Below are 24818 nucleotides of genomic sequence, written 5' to 3'. Positions count from 1 at the left end.
CTAGGACCGGGCGCCGACAACCCCCAAGCACCGGTTGCGGCGAGTCGGCTGGCACGCTGGACCGCGTGTCCGTTACCGGCCCGTTCACCGTGGGCGAGCGTGTGCAGCTCACCGACGCCAAGGGTCGGCACTACACGATGGTGCTCGCCGCCGGCGCCGAGTTCCACACCCATCGCGGGTCCATCCCCCACGACGCGGTGATCGGGCTCCAGCAGGGCAGCGTGGTCAAGTCCAGCAACGGCGCCGTCTACCTGGTGATGCGGCCGCTGCTGATCGACTACGTGATGTCGATGCCGCGCGGGCCGCAGGTGATCTACCCCAAGGACGCCGCCCAGATCGTGCACGAGGGCGACATCTTCCCGGGGGCGCGGGTGCTGGAGGCCGGGGCCGGCTCGGGCGCGCTGACCTGCTCGCTGCTGCGCGCGGTCGGACCCCAGGGGCGGGTGATCTCCTACGAACAGCGCGCCGACCATGCCGAGCACGCCCAGCGCAACGTGTCGGTGTTCTTCGGGGGCGAGGCACCGGACAACTGGCAACTGATCGTCGACGACGTCGCCGACTCGGATCTGCCGGACCGGTCCGTCGACCGCGCCGTGCTGGACATGCTGGCGCCGTGGGAGGTGCTGGAGTCGGTCGCGCGGCTGCTGATCCCCGGCGGGGTGTTGATGATCTACGTGGCCACGGTCACCCAGCTGTCGCGGGCCGTCGAGGCGTTACGGGCCCAGCAGTGCTGGACCGAACCACGCTCCTGGGAAACCTTGCAACGGGGTTGGAACGTCGTCGGTCTCGCGGTGCGGCCGCAGCATTCGATGCGCGGGCACACCGCCTTTTTGATCTTCACCCGGCGGCTGGCGCCCGGCGTCATCGCGCCGGCGCCGTTGGGCCGCAAACGCGAAGGCCGCGACGGCTGATCCGACGGCTCGGCTAGCCCAAGTCGTCGCTGCGAACCAGCGAGCGCCGCACCGAGAGCAGCTCGAACTCCGGATGCGCGGCCACCAGCCGTTCGGCCGCGTCCAGGACGTCGACGGCATGGCCGCGGTCGCCGGAGACCGTGGCGACGCCGATGCCCGCCCGTCGATACAAGTCGTGCGAACCCGTCTCGGCAGCCGAGACGCTGAACTTGCGCTGCAACTCCGCGACGACGGGACGGATGACCGACCGCTTCTGCTTGAGCGAGCGGACGTCGCCCAGCAAGACGTCGAACTCGAGCCAGCCGACCCACATCCCGCGGCTCACCCGGGCGGGGTTTGGGTGGGAGCGGGCTCCGGGGGCGGGGCGGGTTCGGCCGGCAGTGCCGGGGCCCCCGGGCCCTCGGGAGCCGCAGACGTCGGCGCCTGCGGCGACTTGCCAAGGGCCAACAGCGTTTCGGCGGTGTGCCGGGACAGCTGCCAACCGCCCTGGAAGGGAGTGAACTCCATGGGGAAGGTGAAGTTGGCGTTGTTGGGCTGATTGGTGTGGACGGCGATGCTGGCCTTCACGTTCGACGGGTTCTGGTCCGACCACGCGATGTCGTTCGCGGTGAAGGTCATGGGCAGGTAGCCGTTGTCGCGCAAGGCATTGGTGAACTTGTCCAGCGTGGCCGCGCTCTCCGGCGTCGCGCCCTCGACCAGACTCACCTTGTTGGCGCCTGGGACATTCGGGTCGGCCAGCCGGCCGAGCACGTCGGTGAGGGCTTCGGGGGGCGGCAGGGGAGTCGTGGCCGGCGGCGCGATCGGAGTCGACGTGGCGGGCGGCAGCGACGAGGCGGCCGACGTCTCGCTTCTCGGGTGCGACGTCGAACACGCCGCCAGTCCGACCGCCGCCAGCGCGGTGGCGGCGCTCAACGCTACGGACAGTGCTCGGTGCATCCAGTCGGTCGGCCGGCTAGGCGGCTCTGGCCGCTGCGCGGATCGGGGAACTCGCTAAGGTCGGGCCGATGGGTGCAACCGAAGTCACACCTGCGGCGCCGGCGCCGACGGCTGCGACCGGAGCCGAGCCCGTGGCGAGGCTTTTTGCGGTCACGGTGTTCCTCCCGGCCCTTTCGATCATCAGGATTAGTGGCCGAGATTACCAGCGTGACGAAAATCTTAACTTTTCGTGGGTATTTGACTACCCACATCAATCGGCAATCGCCGGTAGCTTTGAAGTATCCGCCGCGCCAATTCGGTGTGGGAAAGGAGCGCAAGATGGGTAGCTCAGAGCGTTCTGAAGCTTTCGGGACCCCCCGCGAATCAGACATGTCCAGCGGCGACGAGGCCGAGCTGGAGGAACTGCGTCGCGAGGCGGCGATGCTGCGCGAGCAACTCGAGCACGCCGTCGGCTCGCACGGCGGCGCCCGCTCCGCGCGTGACGTGCATCAGCTGGAGGCCCGCATCGACTCCCTTGCGGCCCGGAACTCGAAGCTGATGGAGACCCTCAAAGAGGCCCGTCAACAGCTGCTGGCCCTGCGCGAGGAAGTCGACCGGCTCGGGCAGCCGCCCAGCGGCTACGGCGTCCTGCTCGCCACGCACGAGGACGACACCGTCGACGTGTTCACCTCGGGCCGCAAGATGCGGCTGACCTGCTCGCCGAACATCGATGTTTCGTTGCTGCGCAAGGGCCAAACGGTTCGTCTCAACGAGGCGCTGACGGTGGTGGAAGCCGGCACCTTCGAATCGGTCGGCGAGATCTCCACCCTGCGCGAGCTGTTGGCCGACGGGCACCGGGCCCTGGTGGTCGGCCACGCCGACGAGGAGCGCATCGTGTGGCTGGCCGAGCCGCTGGTCGCCGACAACCTGCCCGACGGTCACCCGGACGCCCTCAACGACGACACCCGGCCGCGCAAGCTGCGGCCCGGCGACTCGCTGCTGGTGGACACCAAGGCCGGCTATGCCTTCGAGCGCATCCCCAAGGCCGAGGTCGAGGACCTGGTGCTCGAGGAAGTCCCCGACGTCAGCTACGAGGACATCGGTGGCCTGACCCGCCAGATCGAGCAGATCCGTGACGCCGTCGAGCTGCCGTTCCTGCACAAGGAGCTCTACCGCGAGTACGCGCTGCGGCCACCCAAAGGCGTGCTGCTCTACGGCCCGCCCGGTTGCGGTAAGACGTTGATCGCCAAGGCGGTGGCGAACTCGCTGGCCAAGAAGATGGCCGAGGTGCGCGGCGACGACGCCCGCGAAGCCAAGTCGTACTTCCTCAACATCAAGGGCCCCGAGCTGCTCAACAAGTTCGTCGGCGAGACCGAGCGGCACATCCGGCTGATCTTCCAGCGCGCCCGCGAGAAGGCCTCCGAGGGCACGCCGGTGATCGTGTTCTTCGACGAGATGGACTCCATCTTCCGCACCCGCGGCACCGGGGTCAGCTCGGACGTCGAGACGACGGTGGTCCCGCAGCTGCTGTCCGAGATCGACGGCGTGGAGGGGCTCGAGAACGTCATCGTGATCGGCGCCTCCAACCGCGAGGACATGATCGACCCGGCCATCCTGCGGCCCGGCCGCCTCGACGTGAAGATCAAGATCGAGCGCCCGGATGCCGAAGCGGCGCAAGACATCTTCTCGAAGTACCTGACCGAGGAGCTGCCGCTGCATGCCGACGACCTGGCCGAGTTCGGCGGCGACCGCACCGCCTGCATCAAGGCGATGATCGAGAAGGTCGTCGAGCGGATGTACGCCGAGATCGACGACAACCGGTTCCTGGAGGTCACCTACGCCAACGGCGACAAGGAAGTCATGTACTTCAAGGACTTCAACTCCGGGGCGATGATCCAGAACGTCGTCGACCGCGCGAAGAAGAACGCGATCAAGTCGGTGCTGGAGACCGGCCAGCCGGGTCTGCGCATCCAGCACCTGCTCGACTCGATCGTCGACGAGTTCGCCGAGAACGAGGACCTGCCCAACACCACCAACCCCGATGACTGGGCGCGGATTTCGGGCAAGAAGGGCGAGCGGATCGTCTACATCCGCACCCTGGTCACCGGCAAGAGCTCGAGCGCGTCGCGGGCCATCGACACCGAGTCCAACCTGGGCCAGTACCTGTAGCGGTCGCGGGTGCCGGCTGCCGGCTCCGCTTCCGCGACACTGCAACTACGCACACGACACGCCGCGGCGGATGTGCGTAGTTTCAGTCTCGTGCTCGTGGGCCCTGCCCGCCGTCAGGCCGTCAGGCCGTCACCAGCGAATAGCTGTTGGTCAGGTCGTCCTGCAGCACCCGCGCGGGCCGGCTGGTGGTGTCCACCCGCAGCTCGCTGGTGAGCACCCGAGGTTGGTAACTCCACCCGGCGGGCAGGTCGAGGCGGCCGGCGAGGCCGGGTAGATCCGCTCGCGACAACGTCGGGTCGGACACCTGGCTCCAGGTCTGCATCACCCAGTGCTGGTTCTCGGGGTCGATCAGCTCGTAAATCTCCTGGCCCGCGTCGAAGACGAAGACGGTGTGGCGATGGACCGTGTTGGGGCTGTAGGGCGCGGGATGCATCGACGACAACAGCACGGTGGCCTGCTGGATCATCTCGATGCCGCCGAAGGTTTTGGTGATCCGGGGGCCTTGCGGCTGCTTCTCGATGCCGTTCATCAGCCAGTAGCGCGGGCCGTTGAGCAACGCCATGGCCGCCCCGTGCTCCTTGGCGATCGCGTGCGGGTCGAGCGCCGACCACAGCTCGGCCGGACAGTCATTGAGCGGAAAGCTGTTGTAAACCGTTGCCTGCGGGCCCGCCTCACCCGGAGTGACGAGCAGGACTTCGCCGTAACGCTTCCCCGCCAGGTCCAGGGCATGTTTCCCGACGGCGCCATCGGATCCGGGTGCGGACACAGGGTGAAATTAATCACTGGTGTCGGTGCCGTCAACAAGCAGCGTCCCGCCCCGCTGCGCGGGGCGCATCGTCGTCCGGCGGGGTTTGATGGGCCGGCTCCTCCCGCCCCGCTGCGCGGGGCGCATCGTCGTCCGGCCTACGCTTAGGTCATGCAACGGATTATCGGGACGGAGGTCGAATACGGCATTTCATCGCCATCGGACCCGACTGCCAACCCGATCCTCACGTCGACGCAGGCGGTGTTGGCGTACGCGGCCGCAGCGGGCATCCAGCGCGCCAAGCGCACCCGCTGGGACTACGAGGTGGAGTCGCCGCTGCGCGACGCCCGCGGTTTCGACCTGAGCCGCTCGGCCGGCCCGCCGCCGGTGGTGGACGCCGACGAGGTCGGCGCCGCCAACATGATCCTCACCAACGGGGCGCGGCTCTACGTCGACCACGCCCACCCGGAATACTCCGCGCCCGAATGCACTGACCCGCTCGACGCGGTGATCTGGGACAAGGCCGGCGAGCGGGTGATGGAGGCCGCCGCCCGGCACGTCGCCAGCGTGCCCGGCGCCGCCAAACTTCAGCTCTACAAGAACAACGTCGACGGCAAGGGCGCCTCCTACGGCGCACATGAAAACTATCTGATGTCGCGGCAGACGCCATTTTCCGCGATCATCGCCGGGCTCACCCCGTTCCTCGTGTCCCGTCAGGTGGTCACCGGCTCCGGGCGGGTCGGCATCGGGCCCTCCGGTGACGAGCCCGGCTTCCAGCTGTCCCAGCGCTCGGACTACATCGAGGTCGAAGTCGGCCTGGAGACCACGCTCAAACGCGGCATCATCAACACCCGCGACGAGCCGCACGCCGACGCCGACCGGTACCGGCGGCTGCACGTCATCATCGGCGACGCCAACCTGGCCGAGACGTCGACCTATCTGAAGCTGGGCACCACGGCCCTGGTGCTCGACCTGATCGAGGAAGGCCCGGCGTACGGCATCGACCTCAGCGACCTGGCCCTGGCGCGGCCGGTGCACGCGGTCCACGCGATCAGCCGCGACCCGTCGCTGCGCACCGCCGTGGCGCTGGCCGACGGCCGCGAGATGACCGGGCTTGCGCTGCAACGGGTTTACCTCGACCGGGTGGCCAAGCTGGTCGACAGCCGCGACCCTGATCCGCGGGCGGCCGACATCGTTCAGACCTGGGCGCACGTGCTCGACCAGCTGGAGCGCGACCCGATGGAATGCGCCGAGCTGCTGGACTGGCCCGCCAAGCTGCGCCTGCTCGAAGGATTCCGCCAGCGGGAGAACCTGAGCTGGTCGGCGCCGCGGCTGCACCTGGTCGACCTGCAGTACTCCGACGTCCGGCTGGACAAGGGCCTCTACAACCGGCTGGTGGCGCGCGGCTCGATGAAACGGCTGGTGTCCGAACACCAGGTGCTCGAAGCGGTGGACAATCCGCCCACCGACACCCGCGCCTACTTCCGGGGCGAATGCCTGCGCCGGTTCGGCGCCGACATCGCCGCGGCCAGCTGGGATTCGGTGATTTTCGACCTGGGCGGCGATTCGCTGGTCCGCATTCCGACGCTGGAGCCGCTGCGCGGCAGCAAGGCGCATGTCGGAGCGTTATTGGACTCGGTGGATAGCGCCGCCGAGCTGGTCGAACAACTCACCAGCTAGACGCCGGTTCAGGCGGGCAACGTCGGAGTTGACCGGTAGGGTAGAGAAGACCAACGGGCAGCGTGGCTTGGCAATCGAACTCGATAATTGGGACAAGCCACTCAACAGGCCCAGACGAAGCAGGAGGCGGCGATGGCTCAGGAGCAGACCAAGCGTGGCGGTGGCGGCGACGACGAGGACGACTTCGCCAGCAGCACGGCCGCGGGCCAAGAGCGCCGGGAGAAGCTGGCCGAGGACACCGACGATCTGCTGGACGAAATCGACGACGTTCTGGAGGAGAACGCGGAGGACTTCGTCCGGGCATACGTCCAAAAGGGCGGCCAGTGACCTGGCAGTTCCCTGATCGCCTGTCCACCGATTCCGCACTTCCGGGCCCCGCATTCTCCGGACAACCCGCCGTAGATCTGTCGTCATTCGCCGACTTCCTGCGCCGCCAGGCGCCGGAGTTGCTGCCGGCGGCCCTCGGCGGGGCGCAGTCCGGCCCGGCTTCGTCGAGCGGCGGCACGGGTCAGCTGCCGCACGGGACCACCATCGTCGCGCTGAAATACCCCGGCGGCGTGGTGCTCGCGGGCGACCGGCGTTCGACGCAGGGAAACATGATCGCCGGGCGCGACGTCAAGAAGGTGTACATCACCGATGACTACACCGCCACCGGCATCGCCGGCACCGCCGCCATCGCCGTGGAGTTCGCCCGGCTGTATGCCGTGGAACTCGAGCACTACGAGAAGCTCGAAGGCGTGCCGCTCACGTTTGCCGGCAAGGTCAACCGGCTGGCCATCATGGTGCGCGGAAACCTCGCCGCCGCGATGCAGGGACTGGTGGCGTTGCCGCTGCTGGCCGGCTACGACATCGACGCGCCGGACCCGGAAGGCGCCGGCCGCATCGTGTCGTTCGACGCCGCCGGCGGGTGGAACCTGGAAGAGGAGGGCTACCAGTCGGTGGGGTCGGGCTCGATCTTCGCCAAGTCGTCGATGAAGAAGTTGTACTCACAGGTCGTCGACGCCGACTCCGCGGTGCGCGTCGCGATCGAGGCGCTCTACGACGCCGCCGACGACGACTCCGCGACCGGCGGACCGGATCTGGTCCGCGGCATCTATCCCACCGCGGTCACCATCGGCGCCGAGGGTGCGCTCGAGGTGCCGGAGAGCCGCATCGCCGAGCTGGCCCGCGAGGTGATCCAAAGCCGTTCGCGCGCAGACACTTTCGGCCCCGACGCCGCGGGTGGTGACAAGTGAGCTTCCCGTATTTCATCTCGCCCGAGCAGGCGATGCGCGAGCGCAGCGAGCTCGCGCGCAAGGGCATCGCCCGGGGTAAGAGCGTGGTCGCGCTGGTCTACGCCGGGGGTGTGCTCTTCGTCGCCGAGAACCCGTCGCGGTCGTTGCAGAAGATCAGCGAACTCTACGACCGGGTGGGCTTCGCCGCGGCGGGCAAGTTCAACGAATTCGACAATCTGCGCCGCGGCGGCATCCAATTCGCCGACACCCGCGGTTACGCCTACGACCGCCGCGACGTGACCGGGCGGCAACTGGCCAACGTGTACGCGCAGACGCTGGGCACCATCTTCACCGAGCAGGCCAAGCCCTACGAGGTGGAACTGTGCGTCGCCGAGGTCGCGCACTACGGCGAGACGAAACCGCCTGAGCTGTACCGGATCACCTATGACGGGTCGATCGCCGACGAGCCGCATTTCGTGGTCATGGGCGGCACCACCGAGCCGATCACCACCGCGCTCAAGGACTCCTACGCCGAGAACGCCAACCTGCGCGAGGCCACCCGCATCGCGGTGCGGGCGTTGCGGGCCGGCAGCGAATCCTCCAACGGCGACCAGTCCGCCCTGGACGTGGGCAGCCTGGAAGTCGCCATCCTGGATGTCAACCGGCCCCGCCGGGCGTTCCGCCGGATCAACCGGCCCACGCTGGAGAATTTGCTGCGCGAACTCGACTCGAACGGTTCGGACGGCAACGGCGACGCGCCGGAGCTCAACGGCGGCTCCTCCGACTAGCGCCCCTTCGCCCGCACCCGAAAACGCCGCCCGACACCGCCGCCGGAAACCGCGCCCGGAAACTTCGTCACACCGATAGGCGCGGCTTGCCCACCGCCGCGGTCGGACAACCAGTACGCTCGATTACGTGCAGCGGCGAATCATGGGCATCGAGACCGAGTTCGGGGTCACGTGCACATTCCATGGGCATCGCCGGCTCAGCCCGGACGAGGTGGCCCGCTACCTGTTCCGCCGCGTCGTGTCCTGGGGCCGCAGCTCCAACGTCTTCCTGCGGAACGGGGCCCGGCTCTACCTCGACGTGGGCAGCCACCCCGAGTACGCCACCGCCGAATGCGACAACCTGGTGCAGCTGGTCACCCACGACCGCGCCGGGGAATGGGTGCTCGAGGACCTGCTCGTCGATGCCGAGCAGCGGCTGGCCGACGAGGGCATCGGCGGCGACATCTACCTGTTCAAGAACAACACCGACTCGGCGGGCAACTCCTACGGCTGCCACGAGAACTACCTGATCGTGCGGGCCGGCGAGTTCTCCCGGATCTCCGATGTACTGCTGCCGTTCCTGGTCACCCGCCAGCTGATCTGCGGGGCCGGCAAGGTGCTGCAGACGCCGAAGGCCGCGACGTTCTGCCTTTCCCAACGCGCCGAGCACATTTGGGAGGGCGTCTCCAGCGCCACCACCCGCAGCCGCCCGATCATCAACACCCGCGACGAGCCGCACGCCGACGCCGAGAAATACCGGCGGCTGCACGTCATCGTCGGCGACTCCAACATGTGCGAAACCACCACCATGCTCAAGGTGGGCACCGCGGCGCTGGTGCTGGAGATGATCGAGGCCGGCGTCCCGTTCCGGGACTTCTCGCTGGACAACCCGATCCGTGCGATCCGCGAGGTCAGCCACGACATCACCGGCCGGCGGCCGGTCCGGCTGGCCGGGGGGCGTCAGGCCAGCGCGCTGGACATCCAGCGCGAGTACTACAGCCGCGCCGTCGAACACCTGCAGACCCGGGAGCCCAACGCCCAGATCGAACAGATCGTCGACCTGTGGGGCCGCCAACTCGACGCGGTCGAAAGCCAGGACTTCGCCAAGGTGGACACCGAGATCGACTGGGTGATCAAGCGCAAGCTGTTCCAGCGCTACCAGGACCGCTACAACATGGAGCTGTCCGACCCGAAGATCGCCCAGCTGGACCTGGCCTACCACGACATCAAGCGCGGCCGCGGCGTCTTCGATCTGCTGCAGCGCAAGGGGCTCGCCGCCCGGGTCACCACCGACGAGGACATCGCCGAGGCGGTCGACACGCCGCCGCAGACCACCCGGGCGCGGCTGCGCGGCGAGTTCATCAGCGCCGCCCAGGCCGCCGGCCGCGACTTCACCGTTGACTGGGTGCACCTCAAGCTCAACGACCAGGCGCAGCGGACCGTGCTGTGCAAGGACCCGTTCCGGGCCGTCGACGAGCGGGTCAAGCGGCTGATCGCGAGCATGTAGCGACGCGTGCGTCGGTGCAAGCGCCGGGTGCTGACCATCGAATAACCTGGTGCCGATGGCGACGTCAAAAGTCGAACGGCTGGTGAATCTGGTCATTGCCCTGCTGTCCACCCGCGGCTACATCACGGCAGAAAAGATCAGGTCGAGCGTGGCGGGTTACTCGGAGAGCGCCAGCGCCGAGGCGTTCTCCCGCATGTTCGAGCGGGACAAGAACGAGCTGCGTGACCTGGGCATCCCGCTGGAGGTGGGGCGGGTCTCGCCGATGGACCCCACCGAGGGCTACCGCATCAACCGCGACGCCTATGCGCTCGCGCCGGTCGACCTGACCCCGGACGAGGCGGCGGCGGTGGCGGTGGCCACCCAGCTGTGGGAGTCGCCCGAACTGATCACCGCGACCCAGGGCGCGCTGCTCAAGCTGCGCGCGGCCGGCGTTGACGTCGACCCCCTGGATGACGGGGCGCCGGTCGCCATCGCCTCCCCGGCCGGAGTGCCCGGATTGCGCGGCTCGGAAGAAGTGCTCGGAATCCTGTTGTCCGCCATCGACTCCCGTCAGGCCGTGCAGTTTCCGCACCGGCCGTCGCGGGCCGAGCCGTACGCCACGCGCACCGTCGAGCCCTGGGGCGTGGTCACCCAGAAGGGCCGCTGGTATTTGGTGGGCCACGACCGCGACCGCGACGCCACCCGCACCTTCCGGCTGTCCCGGATCGGACCGGGCGTCACCCCGATCGGCCCGCCCGGCGCGGTCACCGTGCCGGACGGCGTCGACCTGCGCAGGATCGTCGCCCAGACCGTCACCGACGTGTCCGCGACGCCGGCCGGCGGGCAGGCCCGGGTGTGGGTGGCCGACGGGCGGGCGACCGCGCTGCGCCGGGCCGGGCGGCCCGTCGGCACCCGGCAACTGGGCGGCCGCGACGGCGAGGTGATCGAGCTGGACATCCGCGGCACCGACCAGCTCGCCCGCGACATCGCCGGTTACGGCGGCGACGCGGTGGTGCTCGAGCCGCCGTCGCTGCGCGACGACGTGCTGGCCCGGCTGCGCGCGCATGCCGGTGCCGATGCCGTCGGCGCCGGCCGGCCCGGCGGCCGCGGGGGAGTGTCGGCATGACGCCCATCTCCACCCGTCTGGTCCGGCTGCTGAACATGGTCCCGTATTTCCAGGCCAACCCGCGGGTCACCCGGGCCAAGGCCGCCGCCGACCTCGGGGTGTCGGCCAAGCAGCTCGAGGAGGACCTCAACCAGCTCTGGATGTGCGGTCTGCCCGGCTATTTCCCGGGCGACCTCATCGACTTCGAGTTCTCCGGCGACACCATCGAGGTGACCTTCTCCGCCGGCATCGACCGCCCGCTGCGGCTCACCTCGCCGGAGGCCACCGGCCTGCTGGTGGCGTTGCGGGCGCTGGCCGACATCCCCGGCGTCGTCGACCCCGAAGCGGCGCGCAGCGCGATCGCCAAGATCGAGGGCGCCGCCGGAGCCGTCGGGCACGACACCACCCAGGCGGCGACCGCCGTCGACGAACCCGCTCCCGCGGAGAGCCGGGCCGCCGCCGCGGTGCGCGCGGCCGTGCAGTCCCGACACGCGCTGGCCATCGATTACTACTCCGCCTCGCGCGACACGCTGACCAGCCGGGTCGTCGACCCCATCCGGGTGCTGCTGATCGGCGGGCACAGCTACCTGGAGGCCTGGTCCCGGGAGGCCGAGGGAGTCCGGCTGTTCCGCTTCGACCGGATCGTGGAGGCCAGCGAGCTCGACGAGCCGGCCGCGCCACCGGAACCGGTGCTGCACGCGCCGCCCGACACCTCGCTGTTCGACGGGGACCCGTCGCTGCCGTCGGCCACGCTGCGGGTGGCGCCGCACGCGTCCTGGATGTTCGAGTACTACCCGATGCGCGACGTGCGCGAGCTGCCCGACGGCTCCTGCGAGGCGGTGATGACCTACGCCTCCGAAGATTGGATGACGCGGCTGGTGCTGGGCCTGGGATCCGGCGTGCAGGTGCTGGCGCCGCACTCGCTGGCGCAGCGGGTGCGCGAGGCCGCGGCGGCCGCCCTCGCGGCGTATGAGGCCCTGAGCTGAGAAAATCCGGGCCGTCCCGCCCGGCGCCGGCGCGGCGCGGGCCCACCGCCAGTTCACGTCACTGCGGTAGCATCGGGTGAACGTCTGGAGGTAATCAAAGTGGGCAGTCTTAGTCCGTGGCACTGGGCGATCCTCGCGGTCGTGGTGATCTTGCTGTTCGGTGCCAAGAAGCTCCCCGACGCGGCGCGTTCGTTGGGCAAGTCGATGCGGATCTTCAAGTCCGAACTGCGCGAGATGCAGAGCGAGAACAAGACGGAAACGTCGGCGCGGGGTGCGCAGAGCGAGTCCTCCGCGGCCAACCCCACGCCCGTGCAGTCGCAGCGCGTCGACCCTCCGGCGCCCAGCGAGCAGGGGCACAGCGAAGCACGCCCGGCGTCGTAGCCCGACGTCCCGTCGCGGTGCCCGAGCGCCCCTGACCAGCTCCGACCGAGCATCGTGAAAGCATTCAAGGTTTCAGCGCGCACATCCGGCCTGCTGAAGCGTCTCAATCCGCGCAACAGACGCAGCCGCACCAATCCGGACGCGACCATGTCGCTGGTCGACCACCTGACCGAGCTGCGCACCCGGCTGCTGATCTCCCTGGCCGCAATCGCGCTGACCACCATCTTCGGGTTCTTCTGGTACTCGCATTCGATCTTCGGGCTGGAAAGCCTCGGCGAGTGGCTGCGCCATCCCTACTGCGCGCTTCCGCAGTCGGCGCGGGCGGAGATCAGCGCCAACGGGCAATGCCGGCTGCTGGCCACGGCGCCGTTCGACCAGTTCATGCTGCGGCTCAAGGTGGGGCTGACGGCCGGGGTGGTGCTGGCCTGTCCGGTGTGGTTCTACCAGTTGTGGGCGTTCATCACGCCCGGGCTGTACCAGAAGGAGCGCCGCTTCGCGATCGCGTTCGTGATCCCGGCCGTGGCGCTGTTCGTGGCCGGCGCGGTGCTGGCCTACTTCGTGCTGTCCAAGGCGCTGGGCTTTTTGCTGACGGTCGGCAGCGACGTGCAGGTGACCGCCCTGTCGGGGGACCGGTATTTCGGCTTCCTGATCAACCTGCTGATCGTTTTCGGGGTGAGTTTCGAATTCCCGCTGCTGATCGTCATGCTCAACACCATCGGCGTGCTGACCTACCCGCGGCTCAAGGCGTGGCGGCGCGGGCTGATCTTCGCGATGTTCGTGTTCGCCGCGATCTTCACGCCCGGCTCCGATCCCTTTTCGATGACGGCGCTGGGCGTGGCGTTGTCGGTGCTGCTCGAGTTCGCCATCCAGATCGCCCGGCTGCACGACAAGCGCAAGGCCAAACGCGAAGCCCAGGCCGTGATTCCCGACGACCAAGCCTCGGTCATCGAACCGCCCACGGCCATACCGGAGCCGTCGCTGTCGGCCGGCCAGCATGACGATGTCACCTGACCCGTCGGCACCCGACGCCGCGACCGAACTGGTCGAGCTCACCCGGTTCAGCTCCGAACTGCCCTTTGCGCTCGACGGCTTTCAGCGGCGGGCCTGCGCGGCGCTGGAACGCGGACACGGCGTGCTGGTCTGCGCGCCGACCGGGGCCGGTAAGACCGTGGTCGGCGAATTCGCGGTGCACCTGGCGCTGGCGGCCGGCGGCAAATGCTTCTACACCACGCCGCTAAAGGCGCTGAGCAACCAGAAGCACACCGATCTGACCGCCCGCTACGGCCGCGACCGCATCGGCCTGCTCACCGGGGACATGTCGGTGAACGCGGATGCGCCCGTCGTGGTGATGACGACCGAGGTGCTGCGCAACATGCTGTACGCGGATTCACCTGCGCTGCAAGGGCTTTCGTATGTGGTGATGGACGAGGTGCATTTCCTGGCCGACCGGATGCGGGGCCCGGTGTGGGAGGAGGTCATCCTGCACCTGCCCGACGAGGTGCGGGTGGTCAGCCTGTCGGCGACGGTCAGCAACGCCGAGGAGTTCGGCGGCTGGATCCAGACCGTGCGCGGTGACACCACGGTGGTGGTCGACGAGCACCGGCCGGTGCCGCTGTGGCAGCACGTGCTGGTGGGCAAGCGACTGTTCGACCTGTTCGACTACCGCAACTCCGAAGCACCCGGGCAGCCGGGCGCGGGCCGCGAGCCGCGGGTCAACCCGGATCTGTTGCGCCACATCGCGCATCGCCGCGAAGCCGATCGGCTCTCGGATTGGCAACCGCGCCGCGGCGCCGGACGCGGCCGTCCACCCGCCCGGGCCGGACGGCCGCGCTTCTACCGGACCCCGGGGCGCCCGGACGTGATCGCCACCCTGGACGCCGAAGGGCTGCTGCCGGCGATCACCTTCGTGTTCTCCCGGGCCGGTTGTGACGCCGCCGTCCAGCAATGCCTGCGTTCGCCGCTGCAGCTGACCACTCAGGAGGAGCGGGTCCAGATCGCCGAGGTGATCGAGCACCGGTGCGGCGATCTCGCCGACGCCGACCTGGCGGTGCTCGGCTACTACGAGTGGCGCGAGGGGCTGCTGCGCGGTTTGGCCGCCCACCACGCCGGCATGCTGCCCGCCTTCCGGCACACGGTCGAGGAGTTGTTCACCGCGGGCCTGGTCAAGGCGGTGTTCGCCACCGAGACGCTGGCGCTCGGCATCAACATGCCGGCCCGCACGGTGGTGCTCGAACGGCTGGTCAAGTTCAACGGCGAGCAGCACGTGGCGCTGACACCGGGGGAGTACACCCAGTTGACCGGCCGCGCCGGGCGGCGCGGCATCGATGTCGAGGGCCACGCGGTGGTGCTGTGGAATCCCACCGAGGAAACCACCGAGCCGTCCGCGGTGGCCGGGCTGGCCTCCACCCGCACCTTCCCGCTGCGCAGCTCGTTCGCCCCGTCCTACAACATGACGATCAACCTGGTCCAGCAGATGGGCCCCGAGCAGGCGCATCGGCTGCTGGAGCAGTCCTTTGCGCAGTACCAGGCCGACCGCTCGGTGGTCGGCCTGGTGCGGGGCATCGAGCGGGGCCAGGCGATGCTCGACGAGATCGCCGCCGAGCTGGGTGGGCCCAAGGCGCCGATTCTGGAGTACGCGCGGATGCGGGCCCGGATCTCGGAGATGGAACGCGCGCAATCCCGTGCGTCGCGGCTGCACCGACGCCAGGCGGCCAGCGATGCGCTGGCCGCGCTGCGCCGCGGCGACATCATCAACATCGCCCACGGCCGCCGCGGCGGGCTGGCGGTGGTCCTGGAATCGGCCCGCGACAGCTCCGATCCGCGACCGTTGGTGCTGACCGAAAACCGTTGGGCTGGACGGATTTCCTCGGCCGACTATTCGGGCAACTCGGCACCGGTCGGTTCGATGCCGTTGCCGAAGCGGGTCGAGCACCGCCAACCGCGGGTCCGGCGTGACCTGGCGTCGGCGCTGCGGTCGGCGGCCGCCGGGCTGAGCATTCCGGCCAAGCGCCGCCGCGGGGACTCCGACGAGGGGTTCCACGACCCGGAGCTGGCGTCGCTGCGCGAACAGCTGCGCCGGCATCCGTCGCACCACACGCCGGGCCTCGAGGCGCAGGTCCGGCAGGCCGAGCGTTACCTGCGGATCGAACGCGACAACGCGCAACTGGAGAAAAAGGTTGCCACGGCTACCAATTCGCTGGCCCGGACCTTCGACCGGATCGTCGGGCTGCTCACCGAGCGTGGCTTCATCGAACGCCGCGACGGAGATCCCCGGGTCACCGACGACGGCCGGTTGCTGGCCCGCATCTACAGCGAGAGCGACCTGCTGGTCGCCGAATGCCTGCGCACCGGCGCCTGGTCGGGGCTGAAGCCGGCCGAGCTGGCGGCGGTCGTGTCGTCGGTGCTCTATGAGAGCCGGGGCGGCGAAGGCCCGGGTGCCGCGTTCGCGGCCGAGGCGCCGACGCAGCCGTTGCGGCAGGCTTTGCTGCAGACGTCGAGGCTGTCGTCGGCACTGCGCGCCGACGAGCAGACGCACCGGATCGCCCCGAGCCGCGAGCCCGACGACGGCTTCGTCACCGTCATCTACCGCTGGGCGCGGACCGCGGACCTGGCCGCGGCGCTGGCCGCCGCCGACCCCGGAGGTGCCGGCTCCCCGCTGCTGGCCGGGGACTTCGTGCGCTGGTGCCGCCAGGTGCTCGACCTGCTCGACCAGGTGCGCAACGCCGCCCCGGACACCGAGCTGCGGGCTACCGCCAAGCGGGCGATCAACGACATTCGGCGCGGCGTCGTCGCAGTTGACGCCGGGTAGGCTAGGCCGGAGCTACCGTTAAGCGCCGAAAGTTCATGCCGAGATACAAGGGGCTGAGGAGAAAGATGAGCGGACCGCAGGGATCGGACCAGCAGTGGCAACCGCCCGGTCAAGGTCAAGGTAGCGACCACTCGTCAGACCCGACCCAGGTGGCGCCGACCTGGCAGGACCACGCCACCCAGGAGGCGTCCTGGCAGGCCCCGGCCTACACGCCGCCGGCCGAGTACCCGCAGTATCAGCAGCCGGGCGAGCAGGCCTATCCGCAGCCGTACCCGCAACAGCAGGGCTACGCCCAGCCCGGGCAGTACGGTCAATACGGCCAGCCCGGCCAATACGGCCAGCCCGGGCAGTACGCCCAGCCGGGTCAGTACCCGCAGCCCGGCCAGTATCCACAGCCGGGCCAGTATCCGCAGCCGGGCCAGTACGGGCAATACGGCCAACCGGGTCAGTACCCGCAGCAGTACCAGCCTTATGAGCAGCCCGGCAAGAAGCGCCCCGTCGGGCTGATCGCCGGGGTGGCCGGCGGGATCGCGTTGTTGCTCATCGCCGTCGTGCTGGTGCTGGGTTTCTGGCAGCCCGGGTTCTTCGTCACCACCAAGCTGGACGTCAACAAGGCGCAGGCCGGGGTTCAGCAGGTGCTGTCCGACGAGACCAACGGCTACGGAGCGAAGAACGTCAAGGACGTCAAGTGCAACCACGGCCAGAACCCGACGGTCAAGAAGGGCGCCACGTTCGACTGTGACGTCAGCATCGACGGCGCGCCCAAGCACGTGACGGTGACCTTCCAGGACAACAAGGGTACCTACGAGGTCGGCCGCCCCCAGTGACCGGTTAGCCGGGCAGCGCGTCGAGCGCTTTCTGCAGTCGGGCGATCGACGAGCCGACGCCGAGTTCGGTGGCCAGCTCGGCGGTGCGTTGCGGATCGGCGGCGACCAGCGGCACTGCGTCGCTGGGCGTCGACAGCTTGACGGGCGCATCGGTGGCTACCCGCACCACCGGGCCCGCCGCCTCGATGTAGTCGAGCGCCCCCAGCAGCTTGGCCCGCAGGCCCTTGGCCATCCTCGATTTCGGGTCGTGGGCGGCGGCCAGGACCCGGTGCAGCGAACCGTGCTGGGCCAGCAGGGTCGCGGCGGTCTTCTCGCCGACGCCCGGCACGCCCGGCAGGCCGTCGGAGGGGTCACCGCGCAGCAGCGCGAGTTCGGCGTAGGCCGGCCCGGCCCGGTCCACCGGTACGCCGTAGTGTTCGGCCACCTCGACGGGGCCGAACAGGGTGGCTTTGCTCAGGCCGCGGCCGAGGTAGAGCACCCGCACCGGCACGGGATCGTCGGACACCACCTGCAGCAGGTCGCGGTCGCCGCTGACCACTACCACCGGGTCGTCGCGCTCGCGGGCCGCCAAGGTGCCCAGCACGTCGTCGGCCTCGAATCCCTCGGCCCCGGCCGTCGGGATCCCGTACGCCTCAAGGAGTTCGGCGATCATGTCGATCTGGGGTGTCAGATCGTCCGGCACCTCCTCGACATCCGGCTCGCCCGCCGGCTCCGCCTCGGCCACCCGGTGGGCCTTGTAGGACGGGACCAGGTCCACCCGGAATTGCGGGCGCCAGTCCAGGTCAAGGCAGACGACGAGACGGCTGGGCCGTTGCTGGGTGATCACCACGGCGAGCGAATCGAGGAATCCGCGCACCGCGTTCACCGGCCGGCCGTCAGGGGCGGTGATCGAGGACGGCACCCCGAAATAGGAGCGGAACCACATGCTGGCGCCGTCGAGCAGCACCAGTGGCGATCGCATGCCGGTTATCTTGTCACGCCGCGTGTTGCCAGGCCGTCGAGCGTCGAGTTGTTGCGGCCCGTTCTCGCGAAATGGCGCAACAAGTCCACGGTCGGCGCGCAGGTTAGCCTGGCTGCCATGGAATCCCACCGTTTTGATGCGGACGTGTATGCGCGCCGGCTGGCGGCCGCCGCCTCGGCGACCGCCGCCGCCGGGCTGGTCGGCCTGGTGATCACGCCGGGATATGACCTGCGTTACCTGGTCGGGTCGCGGGCGCAGACCTTGGAGCGGTTCACCGCCCTGGTGTTGCCCGCCTCCGGTGAGCCGACCGTCGTGGTGCCGCGGCTGGAGGTGGCCTCGCTGAAGGGGTCGGCGATCGCCGAACTCGGTCTGCCGGTGCGGGATTGGGTCGACGGTGAGAACCCCTACGAGCTGGTGGCCGCGGCGTTGGGCGGGGCGCCGGCCGCGACCGCCGTCACCGACTCCATGCCGGCGCTGCATCTGCTGCCGCTGGCCGGCGTGCTCGGCGTGCTGCCGGTGCTGGCCACCGACGTGTTGCGCGGCCTGCGGATGGTCAAGGAAGAGTGCGAGGTCGACGCGCTGCGGAAGGCCGGCGCGGCCATCGACCGGGTGCACGCCCGGGTGCCGTCGTTTCTGGTACCGGGCCGCACCGAGGCTGACGTGGCGGCCGATATCGCTGAAGCCATTGTGGCCGAAGGGCATTCGGAGGTGGCCTTCATCATCGTCGGCTCCGGCCCGCACGGCGCCGACCCGCACCACGGGTATTCGGATCGCGAGCTGCAGGTGGGCGACATCGTCGTCGTCGACATCGGGGGCTCCTACGAGCCGGGCTATCATTCGGATTCGACCCGAACTTACAGCATCGGGGAGCCGAGTCACGAAGTGGCCCAACAGTATTCGATTCTGCAGCGCGCTCAGCGGGCGGCCTGTGATGCGGTCCGGCCCGGTGTGACGGCCGAGCAGGTCGATGCTGCCGCCCGTGACGTGCTGGCCGCCGCGGGACTCGCGGAGTATTTCGTGCACCGCGCGGGGCACGGCATCGGGCTGTCGGTGCACGAAGAGCCTTACATCGTTGCGGGAAACGACCTGCCGCTCGCCGCGGGCATGGCCTTCTCCATCGAGCCGGGCATCTATTTCCCGGGACGGTGGGGCGCTCGCATCGAGGACATCGTGGTCGTGACGGACGACGGCGCCCTGGCTGTCAACAACCGGCCGCACGAACTGATCGTGGTGCCGGTGTCGTAGCGCTGTGCATGAACGACTTGTGGTGTTGAGCCGCCGCGGTTAGCTTGGCGGAGCGATCATTGGGTGAGTAGCGGCGACGGGCGGGCTTGAGCGAAAATTCCGCACGTGGCTCCCTTGGCGGTTGATCCGGAGGCGATGTATGCCGCCGGCAGCGCCGTGGCGGCCATCGGCGATTCGTTGGCGGCGAACCTGACGATCTTGACGGCCGGCGTTTCGGCCCACACGGGTGTTGACCGTGCCGGCGAGGTGTTCGGCCTGGGCTATCAGGACTCGGCCGAGACGTTATTGAAGGCGGCGGCCGCCGTCGTTAACGCGTGCCGGAAGTGCGGGGCCCTGATCCAGCAAGGCGCGTCGAATTATTCGGCGGCCGAAGCGGCCTCGACGCTCGGCGGGGGAAGCGGCGTTTTGCCGGCGCCGTCCGCGCCCGCTGACCTTGCCGCGCCCGGGCCTCCGGGGACCTGGGGTAAGGGAGAGCCGCCGCCGTTGCTGTGGGCGGTCATACAGGCGCTCGTTTCCGAGGTGTGGCCCGACGGCGACGTGGCGGGCCTGCATGCGGCCGCATCCCGTTGGCACGGTTTCGCCGCGGCGATGAACGGGGTGCAGGGAACTCTCAACGCGTCCAAGGCGCTGTTCGACAGCCAACAGATTCCCGAAGGCGAGAGAATTGATCACGCTCTGGCCGAAATAGGCGCTGCCGCAGCGGCTATCGGTCAGCAGTGTGACGCCCTGGGCCGCACCGTCGACGAATTCGCGGACCGGGTCGGCCACGCGCAACAGGCGATCCGGGATCTGCTGCATCGGATCGAAGCGCTCGGCGACATCGGTCACGACATCATGCTCATCATCGACGGCGACGCGTGGGACGAGATCGAAAAGATCGCCCGGGACGTCAACGCCGTGCTGCAGCATCTCGGGCGGGAAGCCCGGGCCTTCGAGCAGGAGATCAGGCTGCTCATGCAAGCGGCCGATCGCGAGATCGTCACCTGCCAGAAGTATGCGCGTCGCGGACTGATCACGTTTTTGGGAGAAGACGTCGGTAATCCGGTGGCGACCGCGCTCGACTTCGGGATCAACGTCCAGGAGGGCGTTGTCAAGGGTGCGGTCGGCATGGGGTTGGGCCTTGTGGATCTGAGCCCGCATTGGATCGCCCTCGATCCCGAGGGTGCGGGCGCGACCTGGGGTGGTCTGGTCAAGAACGCGTGGAAGGAAAGCTTTGTCAACGCCGCCGTCAATCCCCAGGAATTCGCGCAAGCACGGCTGCAGGAGCTGAAAGGCCTTGTGCACGCGGACGATTGGACCCGAGACCGGCCGGGGTTGGGAGCCGGTGAAGTCGCGTTCGATGCGGCCACGCTCGTCGCGCCCGGTCTCGGTGAGGCCGGCGCGGCAGCGGACGGCGCCGGCGCGGCCGCCCGCGGCGCCGAGGCCGAGGCGGATGCCGCGGCGCGGCCGGGCGGGTCGGCGGATCGCCGGCGCCCGGGGCGCGCTGACAGACATCGCCAAGTCAACCGCCGATCTGCCGAAAAACCTCGAGGGCGTCACCAAGGACTTGCCCGAGATCAAGCCTCCGACGGGTGGCACTCCGGTGGGTTTGGGGCCCGGTGGCAAGCCGGTCGAGGCGCCGGTCGAGTCAGCGCCGCGTCCGCCGGATGGCACGCCGGGTGCGCAGCGGGGCTCGCCGCCCGTGACAACGTCCCCGGCTTCTCCCGGCCCGGCAGGCGATTCGGGCGCTGGCCCGCACGGTCCGAGTTCGTCGCCCGCTCCAGCTGCGCCGCCGGGTGGCCCCGTCGGCCCTCACGATCCCGCGCCCGCGCCAGCCCCCGCGGCTTCGCCGGACGGTCCTGGTGGCTCGGGTGGTGTGCATGATCCGGCGCCCGCGCCAGCGCCGGCCGCTCCTTTCGGTGGCTCTGGTGGTCCGCATGATCCGGTGGCTGAGCCCGCGCCCGCGCCGGCCCCTGCTGCTTCGGGCGGCCCGGGCGATCCGGTGTCGGTGCCGTCCGGCGCTCCGCACGAGCCCGCATCGGTTCCGGCGGAGGAGCCGCGTGAGCCGGTATCCGTGCCTGCCGGCGGCGTGCACGACCCGGTCGCTGAGCCGACGGGTGGTCCGCATGAGCCAGCATCGGTTCCGGCCGCCGGGTCGCGTCTCGCGTCTGTGCAGGCTGCCGCGGGCGACGGCCTGCCGTCGGCTACTCCTCAGCTGTTCGACCACACGCCGTCACAGGTGCCCGTGTCGGCCGGTGGATCGTCCGGTGAGGCTGCGTCTGTCGGCGCGCATTCACCGTCGTCGGCTTCATCAGCGGCTCCGCACTTCGAGTCCCCGGGCGGGCGACCCTCAGAAGTGCCAGCGCCCAACGGCGGCGCGCACGGTCCTGGCGAGAGTGGCCCTCCGGGCGGGCACCCGCCGGGCGAGCCACCGCACGGCGGCAAGCCAAGTGGTGATGGCGGTCCACCGGACGAGGATTCACATCCTGATGGCACTCCGGGCAATGGTGATGATGGCGCGGCGGGTGAAATCGATGACGGGCCGGCCGGCGATGACGGCCAGTCGACACCGGCCAAGGTTGCCGGTGTCGACTATCCATTGCCGCCATCAGATGCCTTGCGTGTGCTGGAGCATCCCGGGGCTGAACTTCAGCGTTTGGCTGACGGTGGTGTTCCGTCCAGCATTCTCGAGGGTTATGAACCGTTAGCTGGTCGCAGTGTCGACGACTTCAATCGAGAATTCACGATCGAGACTTCGAACGGGGAAAGAGGTTGGGACTGGGAAGCTCAGGCACCTGAAAACGGATTCGCGGGAAATCCCATAGAAAGCAACCATATTCCAGCTGGTCTCCATTTCGATCGGATAGGCCCAAATGGAGGAGGCTTCCTGTCACCCGAAGGCGTTCCGCTGGCAGAGCGTGCTACACCGCCCGGATTGGCCGCCCAATACCATGTATTCGAGGGAACCGGCCGCGAAATCCCCGCGGGCAAGGATTGGGTCGTTCAGCATGGGCCGGCAAAAGAAGCATTCGGACAACCTGGAGGCGGCGACCAATGGATCGTCCTCGACAGAGCAACAAACCGGCCCGTTCCTGTCGACGAGTTGATCCGTAGACGACTTCTCAGAGAGATAACGCCGCCGAAATGATAAACTGGCGATCGATACCGAGGGAGTTAAACGGTGGCTTTAGAAAAAGATGACCCCGATGTTGCCGAGTTGGTCGCTCAGTATGACACTTGGCGGCACATATATATTTGGGCAGGCCAGGCGCCTCCGGACGAAGCGGCATGGGACGACGGTCGCTTATTCTTTCGCGTCGGCTTTCCTCACCCTGACTGGTGGGGATATGTACTTGCAAGCGCTGGCGGCGATTACGCAGTATCTAGGGTATCGACTGAACGCAGTGCGGTTCCTATCGAATCGCTTCAAGGCACTTTCTCACGGATTCGGGATGCGGGCAAATTCTTGATCTATGAAGTGGCAGAGTCTCTGCGAATTAATTGCAGACTGGACCCTTTAAGCTGGAAATGGGATGATGAAGGCCTTGATCCAAGAGTCGACGCGCAAATTGAAAGTGATCGAATTGTCAAGTATGTGCTCCGGAGTGATCCGCAGTCGTACTTCATTATGACGCGGGGCGATACGCCGTATAGTCACATCCTGCCACTTTCTTACGACGAGCTGAACGCATCACTTCTCGAAGGATTCCCGGACAACGTCGTCTCGCGACTCAAGTCTGAAATGAATTGACGACGTTACGCCCCGGTGCGACAGATCCGATGACCCGAGCACCCGCTCGATCTGAACCTCGATGACGACCCGTCGCGGGTTGGGCCGCGGCGCGCGGTAGCGCTCGGCGTAGCGCAGCTCGGCGTCGCGCACCGGGTTAACATCGCTGTTCACGTTGGACCGGCCCTCCAGCGCCCCGTCGACCTGACTGAGCACGGCCGGCCCGCCGCGATCGGCGTTACAGATGCGAACTCCTACTGACGGGACTACGGTAACTCCGTCGATCGGATCGGCAAAACGAATGGCCAGTACCTCGCCGTAATGGAAGATGGTGAACCTGCCTCCTGGGAGGAGCGTGCCCTGCACGTGAATTCCCTCCGCGATCCATACAACGCGTATGCCTTTGGCGTGCTGCCAGAGGATTGGAGCATTGAAGTGTCGGAGGTGGCGCCAGGGGTGGGTCAGCCCGGTGGCTCAATTCAAGTTCGCATATTGGACGATACTGGCGTTCCCCGGCCCGTCGAGGAACTGACGCTGATTGGCGTATTACGAAAGTGACGAAGGGTGTGGATCTCACGTCCGACTTGCAAGCCTGGATTCGTCTGGCCGGCTTAGATACTGTTCAAGGCTCGGAGACGAACGACGGGCGTACCATTATCTGGAATCCGGGCGGCGAAAGTCGATATTTTATCGACTTTGCAGATAATTGGTATACAGTAAATTCTTCTGATCGAATGGGTCCCGAAAACTTTAACTTTGCGGGAAGGTGGATGGGCGTCACTGAGAGGTATCTCTATGGGCTGTTCGGTGGGTCAGTGCGGCGCAATGATCTTCCGATGCTCAAAGCGCCGTTTGAACGCCATGAATTGCGTGCAGGCTACTGCATAGAGAAGCAGTTGTTTGCGGGGCGTGAACGTCATGTTCTAAGAGATCGATCGGGTAGCTATATCGCGGTCGCAGCGCTTGATCGGTTAGTCACACTGTCACATTATTTAGACGCAACGATTGAGGATATAAAGACTTCATTCCAGGCACCCGATGGTAAGCCCCTGTTCTGCATCTGGGAGAACGCTCAGCCGTAACTTCGAGCGTTGAGACGCAGCTAGCACATGCGTTGGGTGAGTGTTCGCAGAGGTATCAGATGCGACGTAGTGTATTGCAATGAGTGGCGGCATAACCATTTCTCAGCGTCTTGAGCAATGGGCGAAGCTAACTGATTACACTCTGACACCTGGTTCAAGTACTAGAGATGGGCGGCCCCATTCGTTTACCGGTCGTGATGTTTCCGCCGAGCAAGAGATTCTATTTCCGGCGCATACACGATTTCTGGTGTTGCGGAAGACGGTTGATCCGCGAACGGGTCGAACTATTATCGACATGGTTGAAGACTCACGGCTAAGCCAGATCAACGCCCCGAGGAGGTAGAACCGTGCGGGAGATTGCGGGAAAGATCTTTTTAACTCGAGAGGAGGCGGGTGCACCTCCACCAAGTGAAGAGAAGCTTGCGCGTGCACGGCAAGTCCTTGATGAGTTTCAGCAGAAGGTAGATGCCGTTGCCGATGAAGATCGGCCGACAGAGATTTCACCAAAGTTTTGGGACGACATATCGTGTACAGAGTATGATCCCCGTCGCGGAGAGGAATAGATGCAGAGTCAACCTCGACGTGCGATTGCTTTTGGACACTCGCCAACCATGGTGCTGCCCGATCAAAAAGTGCTAAGTGCTCGCAGCAATCAACGCCGATGAGACTGCGATTCCATGATTCGGCGGTCGGGTTCGCTGAAACCCGCCAGACGAGAAAACAAGGACCTGTTTCTACAGCGCCCTGCAGCAACAACAATACCGGGGGAGGCGTGGACCCATCCGTCATCAATACCGCTATAGTCGTAGCGATTGGCGACACCGCTG

Annotated in this window: 23 protein-coding genes and 1 pseudogene; 19 read left to right on the top strand and 5 right to left on the bottom strand. The window is 67.7% G+C overall.

Features of this window, described 5'->3' with window-relative positions:
* The first annotated feature begins 65 nt into the window (after window positions 1-65).
* Entirely contained in the window at window positions 66-911 is an 846-nt protein-coding gene (gene trmI / locus NF20_RS07530; protein WP_019733401.1) for a tRNA (adenine(58)-N(1))-methyltransferase TrmI, read from the top strand.
* Window positions 912-924: 13 nt separating this feature from the next.
* Here the strand turns inward: trmI and NF20_RS07525 are convergent, their stop codons facing one another.
* Together NF20_RS07525 and NF20_RS07520 are read right to left on the bottom strand one after the other, a co-directional pair.
* Window positions 925-1224: a DUF503 domain-containing protein gene (locus NF20_RS07525; protein WP_003872168.1), complete on the bottom strand. Its 300-nt coding sequence runs from the start codon at window positions 1222-1224 to the stop codon at window positions 925-927.
* Window positions 1225-1232: 8 nt separating this feature from the next.
* The gene (locus NF20_RS07520) at window positions 1233-1847 is read right to left on the bottom strand and encodes a hypothetical protein (protein WP_033712771.1); all 615 of its coding nucleotides are present in this window, start codon (window positions 1845-1847) and stop codon (window positions 1233-1235) included.
* 318 nt (window positions 1848-2165) lie between these two features.
* On the opposite strand from NF20_RS07520, the gene arc reads away from it, so the two are divergent.
* On the top strand, window positions 2166-3995 hold the full coding sequence (gene arc / locus NF20_RS07515) for a proteasome ATPase (RefSeq protein WP_003872166.1): 1830 nt from the start codon (window positions 2166-2168) through the stop codon (window positions 3993-3995).
* A 121-nt stretch (window positions 3996-4116) separates the two neighbouring features.
* Here the strand turns inward: arc and NF20_RS07510 are convergent, their stop codons facing one another.
* Window positions 4117-4761: a hypothetical protein gene (locus NF20_RS07510; protein ID WP_033712770.1), complete on the bottom strand. Its 645-nt coding sequence runs from the start codon at window positions 4759-4761 to the stop codon at window positions 4117-4119.
* A 150-nt stretch (window positions 4762-4911) separates the two neighbouring features.
* On the opposite strand from NF20_RS07510, the gene dop reads away from it, so the two are divergent.
* From dop to NF20_RS07455, 11 genes are all read left to right on the top strand, one after another.
* Complete coding sequence (dop, locus tag NF20_RS07505) at window positions 4912-6420, top strand: pup deamidase/depupylase (protein ID WP_023861514.1); 1509 nt, start codon at window positions 4912-4914, stop codon at window positions 6418-6420.
* Window positions 6421-6552: 132 nt separating this feature from the next.
* A complete protein-coding gene (locus NF20_RS07500) occupies window positions 6553-6747 on the top strand; it encodes a ubiquitin-like protein Pup (protein WP_003872163.1) in 195 nt (64 codons plus the stop codon).
* A complete protein-coding gene (gene prcB, locus NF20_RS07495) occupies window positions 6744-7655 on the top strand; it encodes a proteasome subunit beta (protein ID WP_033712769.1) in 912 nt (303 codons plus the stop codon). Before NF20_RS07500 ends, prcB begins: the two co-directional genes overlap by 4 nt.
* Window positions 7652-8422: a proteasome subunit alpha gene (gene prcA / locus NF20_RS07490; RefSeq protein WP_003878079.1), complete on the top strand. Its 771-nt coding sequence runs from the start codon at window positions 7652-7654 to the stop codon at window positions 8420-8422. The genes prcB and prcA overlap by 4 nt, the downstream gene beginning before the upstream one ends.
* Window positions 8423-8549: 127 nt before the next feature.
* Window positions 8550-9908, top strand: a complete 1359-nt coding sequence (gene pafA / locus NF20_RS07485; RefSeq protein WP_003878078.1) for a Pup--protein ligase — start codon at window positions 8550-8552, stop codon at window positions 9906-9908.
* A 55-nt stretch (window positions 9909-9963) separates the two neighbouring features.
* Window positions 9964-11013, top strand: a complete 1050-nt coding sequence (locus NF20_RS07480; RefSeq protein ID WP_033712768.1) for a helix-turn-helix transcriptional regulator — start codon at window positions 9964-9966, stop codon at window positions 11011-11013.
* Entirely contained in the window at window positions 11010-11978 is a 969-nt protein-coding gene (locus NF20_RS07475; RefSeq protein WP_023861515.1) for a helix-turn-helix transcriptional regulator, read from the top strand. The genes NF20_RS07480 and NF20_RS07475 overlap by 4 nt, the downstream gene beginning before the upstream one ends.
* Window positions 11979-12077: 99 nt before the next feature.
* On the top strand, window positions 12078-12359 hold the full coding sequence (tatA, locus tag NF20_RS07470; RefSeq protein ID WP_033712766.1) for a Sec-independent protein translocase subunit TatA: 282 nt from the start codon (window positions 12078-12080) through the stop codon (window positions 12357-12359).
* A gap of 54 nt (window positions 12360-12413) precedes the next feature.
* The gene (tatC, locus tag NF20_RS07465) at window positions 12414-13370 is read left to right on the top strand and encodes a twin-arginine translocase subunit TatC (protein WP_009976637.1); all 957 of its coding nucleotides are present in this window, start codon (window positions 12414-12416) and stop codon (window positions 13368-13370) included.
* On the top strand, window positions 13360-16167 hold the full coding sequence (locus NF20_RS07460; RefSeq protein ID WP_023861516.1) for a DEAD/DEAH box helicase: 2808 nt from the start codon (window positions 13360-13362) through the stop codon (window positions 16165-16167). Before tatC ends, NF20_RS07460 begins: the two co-directional genes overlap by 11 nt.
* Before the next feature lie 65 nt (window positions 16168-16232).
* Window positions 16233-16994 (top strand): DUF4333 domain-containing protein, encoded by a 762-nt coding sequence (locus tag NF20_RS07455; RefSeq protein ID WP_033712597.1) that lies wholly within the window; start codon window positions 16233-16235, stop codon window positions 16992-16994.
* A 4-nt stretch (window positions 16995-16998) separates the two neighbouring features.
* On the opposite strand, the gene NF20_RS07450 is transcribed toward NF20_RS07455, so the two are convergent.
* Window positions 16999-17955 carry a 5'-3' exonuclease gene (locus tag NF20_RS07450; protein ID WP_023869097.1) on the bottom strand — a complete coding sequence of 319 codons (957 nt, stop codon included), beginning with the start codon at window positions 17953-17955 and terminating at the stop codon, window positions 16999-17001.
* Between the two features lie 117 nt (window positions 17956-18072).
* On the opposite strand from NF20_RS07450, the gene NF20_RS07445 reads away from it, so the two are divergent.
* The 4 genes from NF20_RS07445 to NF20_RS27120 all read left to right on the top strand — a co-directional run bounded on the left by NF20_RS07445 (window position 18073) and on the right by NF20_RS27120 (window position 22930).
* A complete protein-coding gene (locus NF20_RS07445; RefSeq protein WP_023861519.1) occupies window positions 18073-19200 on the top strand; it encodes a M24 family metallopeptidase in 1128 nt (375 codons plus the stop codon).
* Between the two features lie 105 nt (window positions 19201-19305).
* Window positions 19306-21063: a hypothetical protein gene (locus tag NF20_RS28070; RefSeq protein WP_255343441.1), complete on the top strand. Its 1758-nt coding sequence runs from the start codon at window positions 19306-19308 to the stop codon at window positions 21061-21063.
* A 472-nt stretch (window positions 21064-21535) separates the two neighbouring features.
* The gene (locus NF20_RS28065; protein WP_224113116.1) at window positions 21536-22327 is read left to right on the top strand and encodes a TNT domain-containing protein; all 792 of its coding nucleotides are present in this window, start codon (window positions 21536-21538) and stop codon (window positions 22325-22327) included.
* Between the two features lie 33 nt (window positions 22328-22360).
* Window positions 22361-22930, top strand: a complete 570-nt coding sequence (locus NF20_RS27120) for a hypothetical protein (RefSeq protein ID WP_132160240.1) — start codon at window positions 22361-22363, stop codon at window positions 22928-22930.
* On the opposite strand, the pseudogene NF20_RS28905 reads toward NF20_RS27120, so the two are convergent.
* Window positions 22911-23221, bottom strand: a pseudogene (locus tag NF20_RS28905) (PPOX class F420-dependent enzyme); the annotation flags it as partial. The gene NF20_RS27120 and the pseudogene NF20_RS28905 overlap by 20 nt on opposite strands.
* Before the next feature lie 9 nt (window positions 23222-23230).
* Here NF20_RS28905 and NF20_RS26135 point away from each other — a divergent pair.
* Entirely contained in the window at window positions 23231-23467 is a 237-nt protein-coding gene (locus tag NF20_RS26135) for a glycohydrolase toxin TNT-related protein (RefSeq protein WP_269199412.1), read from the top strand.
* Window positions 23464-23991, top strand: coding sequence for a TNT antitoxin family protein (locus tag NF20_RS26130; RefSeq protein ID WP_075362269.1), 528 nt, complete (start codon window positions 23464-23466; stop codon window positions 23989-23991). Before NF20_RS26135 ends, NF20_RS26130 begins: the two co-directional genes overlap by 4 nt.
* Window positions 23992-24818 lie beyond the last annotated feature (827 nt).

Origin of the sequence: Mycobacterium sp. MAC_080597_8934, assembly GCF_000523975.1 — a bacterium.
In the GTDB taxonomy this organism is placed as follows: Bacteria; Actinomycetota; Actinomycetes; order Mycobacteriales; family Mycobacteriaceae; genus Mycobacterium; species Mycobacterium avium.
This window is presented reverse-complemented; position numbering and strand designations above follow the sequence as displayed.

Excerpts from the sequence above, each read along its gene's own strand:
- NF20_RS07525 (WP_003872168.1), bottom strand. The coding sequence starts at position 1,224 with ATGTGGGTCGGCTGGCTCGAGTTCGACGTCTTGCTGGGCGACGTCCGC.
- NF20_RS07520 (WP_033712771.1), bottom strand. The coding sequence starts at position 1,847 with ATGCACCGAGCACTGTCCGTAGCGTTGAGCGCCGCCACCGCGCTGGCG.
- arc (WP_003872166.1), top strand. The coding sequence starts at position 2,166 with ATGGGTAGCTCAGAGCGTTCTGAAGCTTTCGGGACCCCCCGCGAATCA.
- dop (WP_023861514.1), top strand. The coding sequence starts at position 4,912 with ATGCAACGGATTATCGGGACGGAGGTCGAATACGGCATTTCATCGCCA.
- NF20_RS07500 (WP_003872163.1), top strand. The coding sequence starts at position 6,553 with ATGGCTCAGGAGCAGACCAAGCGTGGCGGTGGCGGCGACGACGAGGAC.
- NF20_RS07480 (WP_033712768.1), top strand. The coding sequence starts at position 9,964 with ATGGCGACGTCAAAAGTCGAACGGCTGGTGAATCTGGTCATTGCCCTG.
- NF20_RS07475 (WP_023861515.1), top strand. The coding sequence starts at position 11,010 with ATGACGCCCATCTCCACCCGTCTGGTCCGGCTGCTGAACATGGTCCCG.
- NF20_RS07460 (WP_023861516.1), top strand. The coding sequence starts at position 13,360 with ATGTCACCTGACCCGTCGGCACCCGACGCCGCGACCGAACTGGTCGAG.
- NF20_RS07455 (WP_033712597.1), top strand. The coding sequence starts at position 16,233 with ATGAGCGGACCGCAGGGATCGGACCAGCAGTGGCAACCGCCCGGTCAA.
- NF20_RS07450 (WP_023869097.1), bottom strand. The coding sequence starts at position 17,955 with ATGCGATCGCCACTGGTGCTGCTCGACGGCGCCAGCATGTGGTTCCGC.
- NF20_RS07445 (WP_023861519.1), top strand. The coding sequence starts at position 18,073 with ATGGAATCCCACCGTTTTGATGCGGACGTGTATGCGCGCCGGCTGGCG.
- NF20_RS26135 (WP_269199412.1), top strand. The coding sequence starts at position 23,231 with ATGGAAGATGGTGAACCTGCCTCCTGGGAGGAGCGTGCCCTGCACGTG.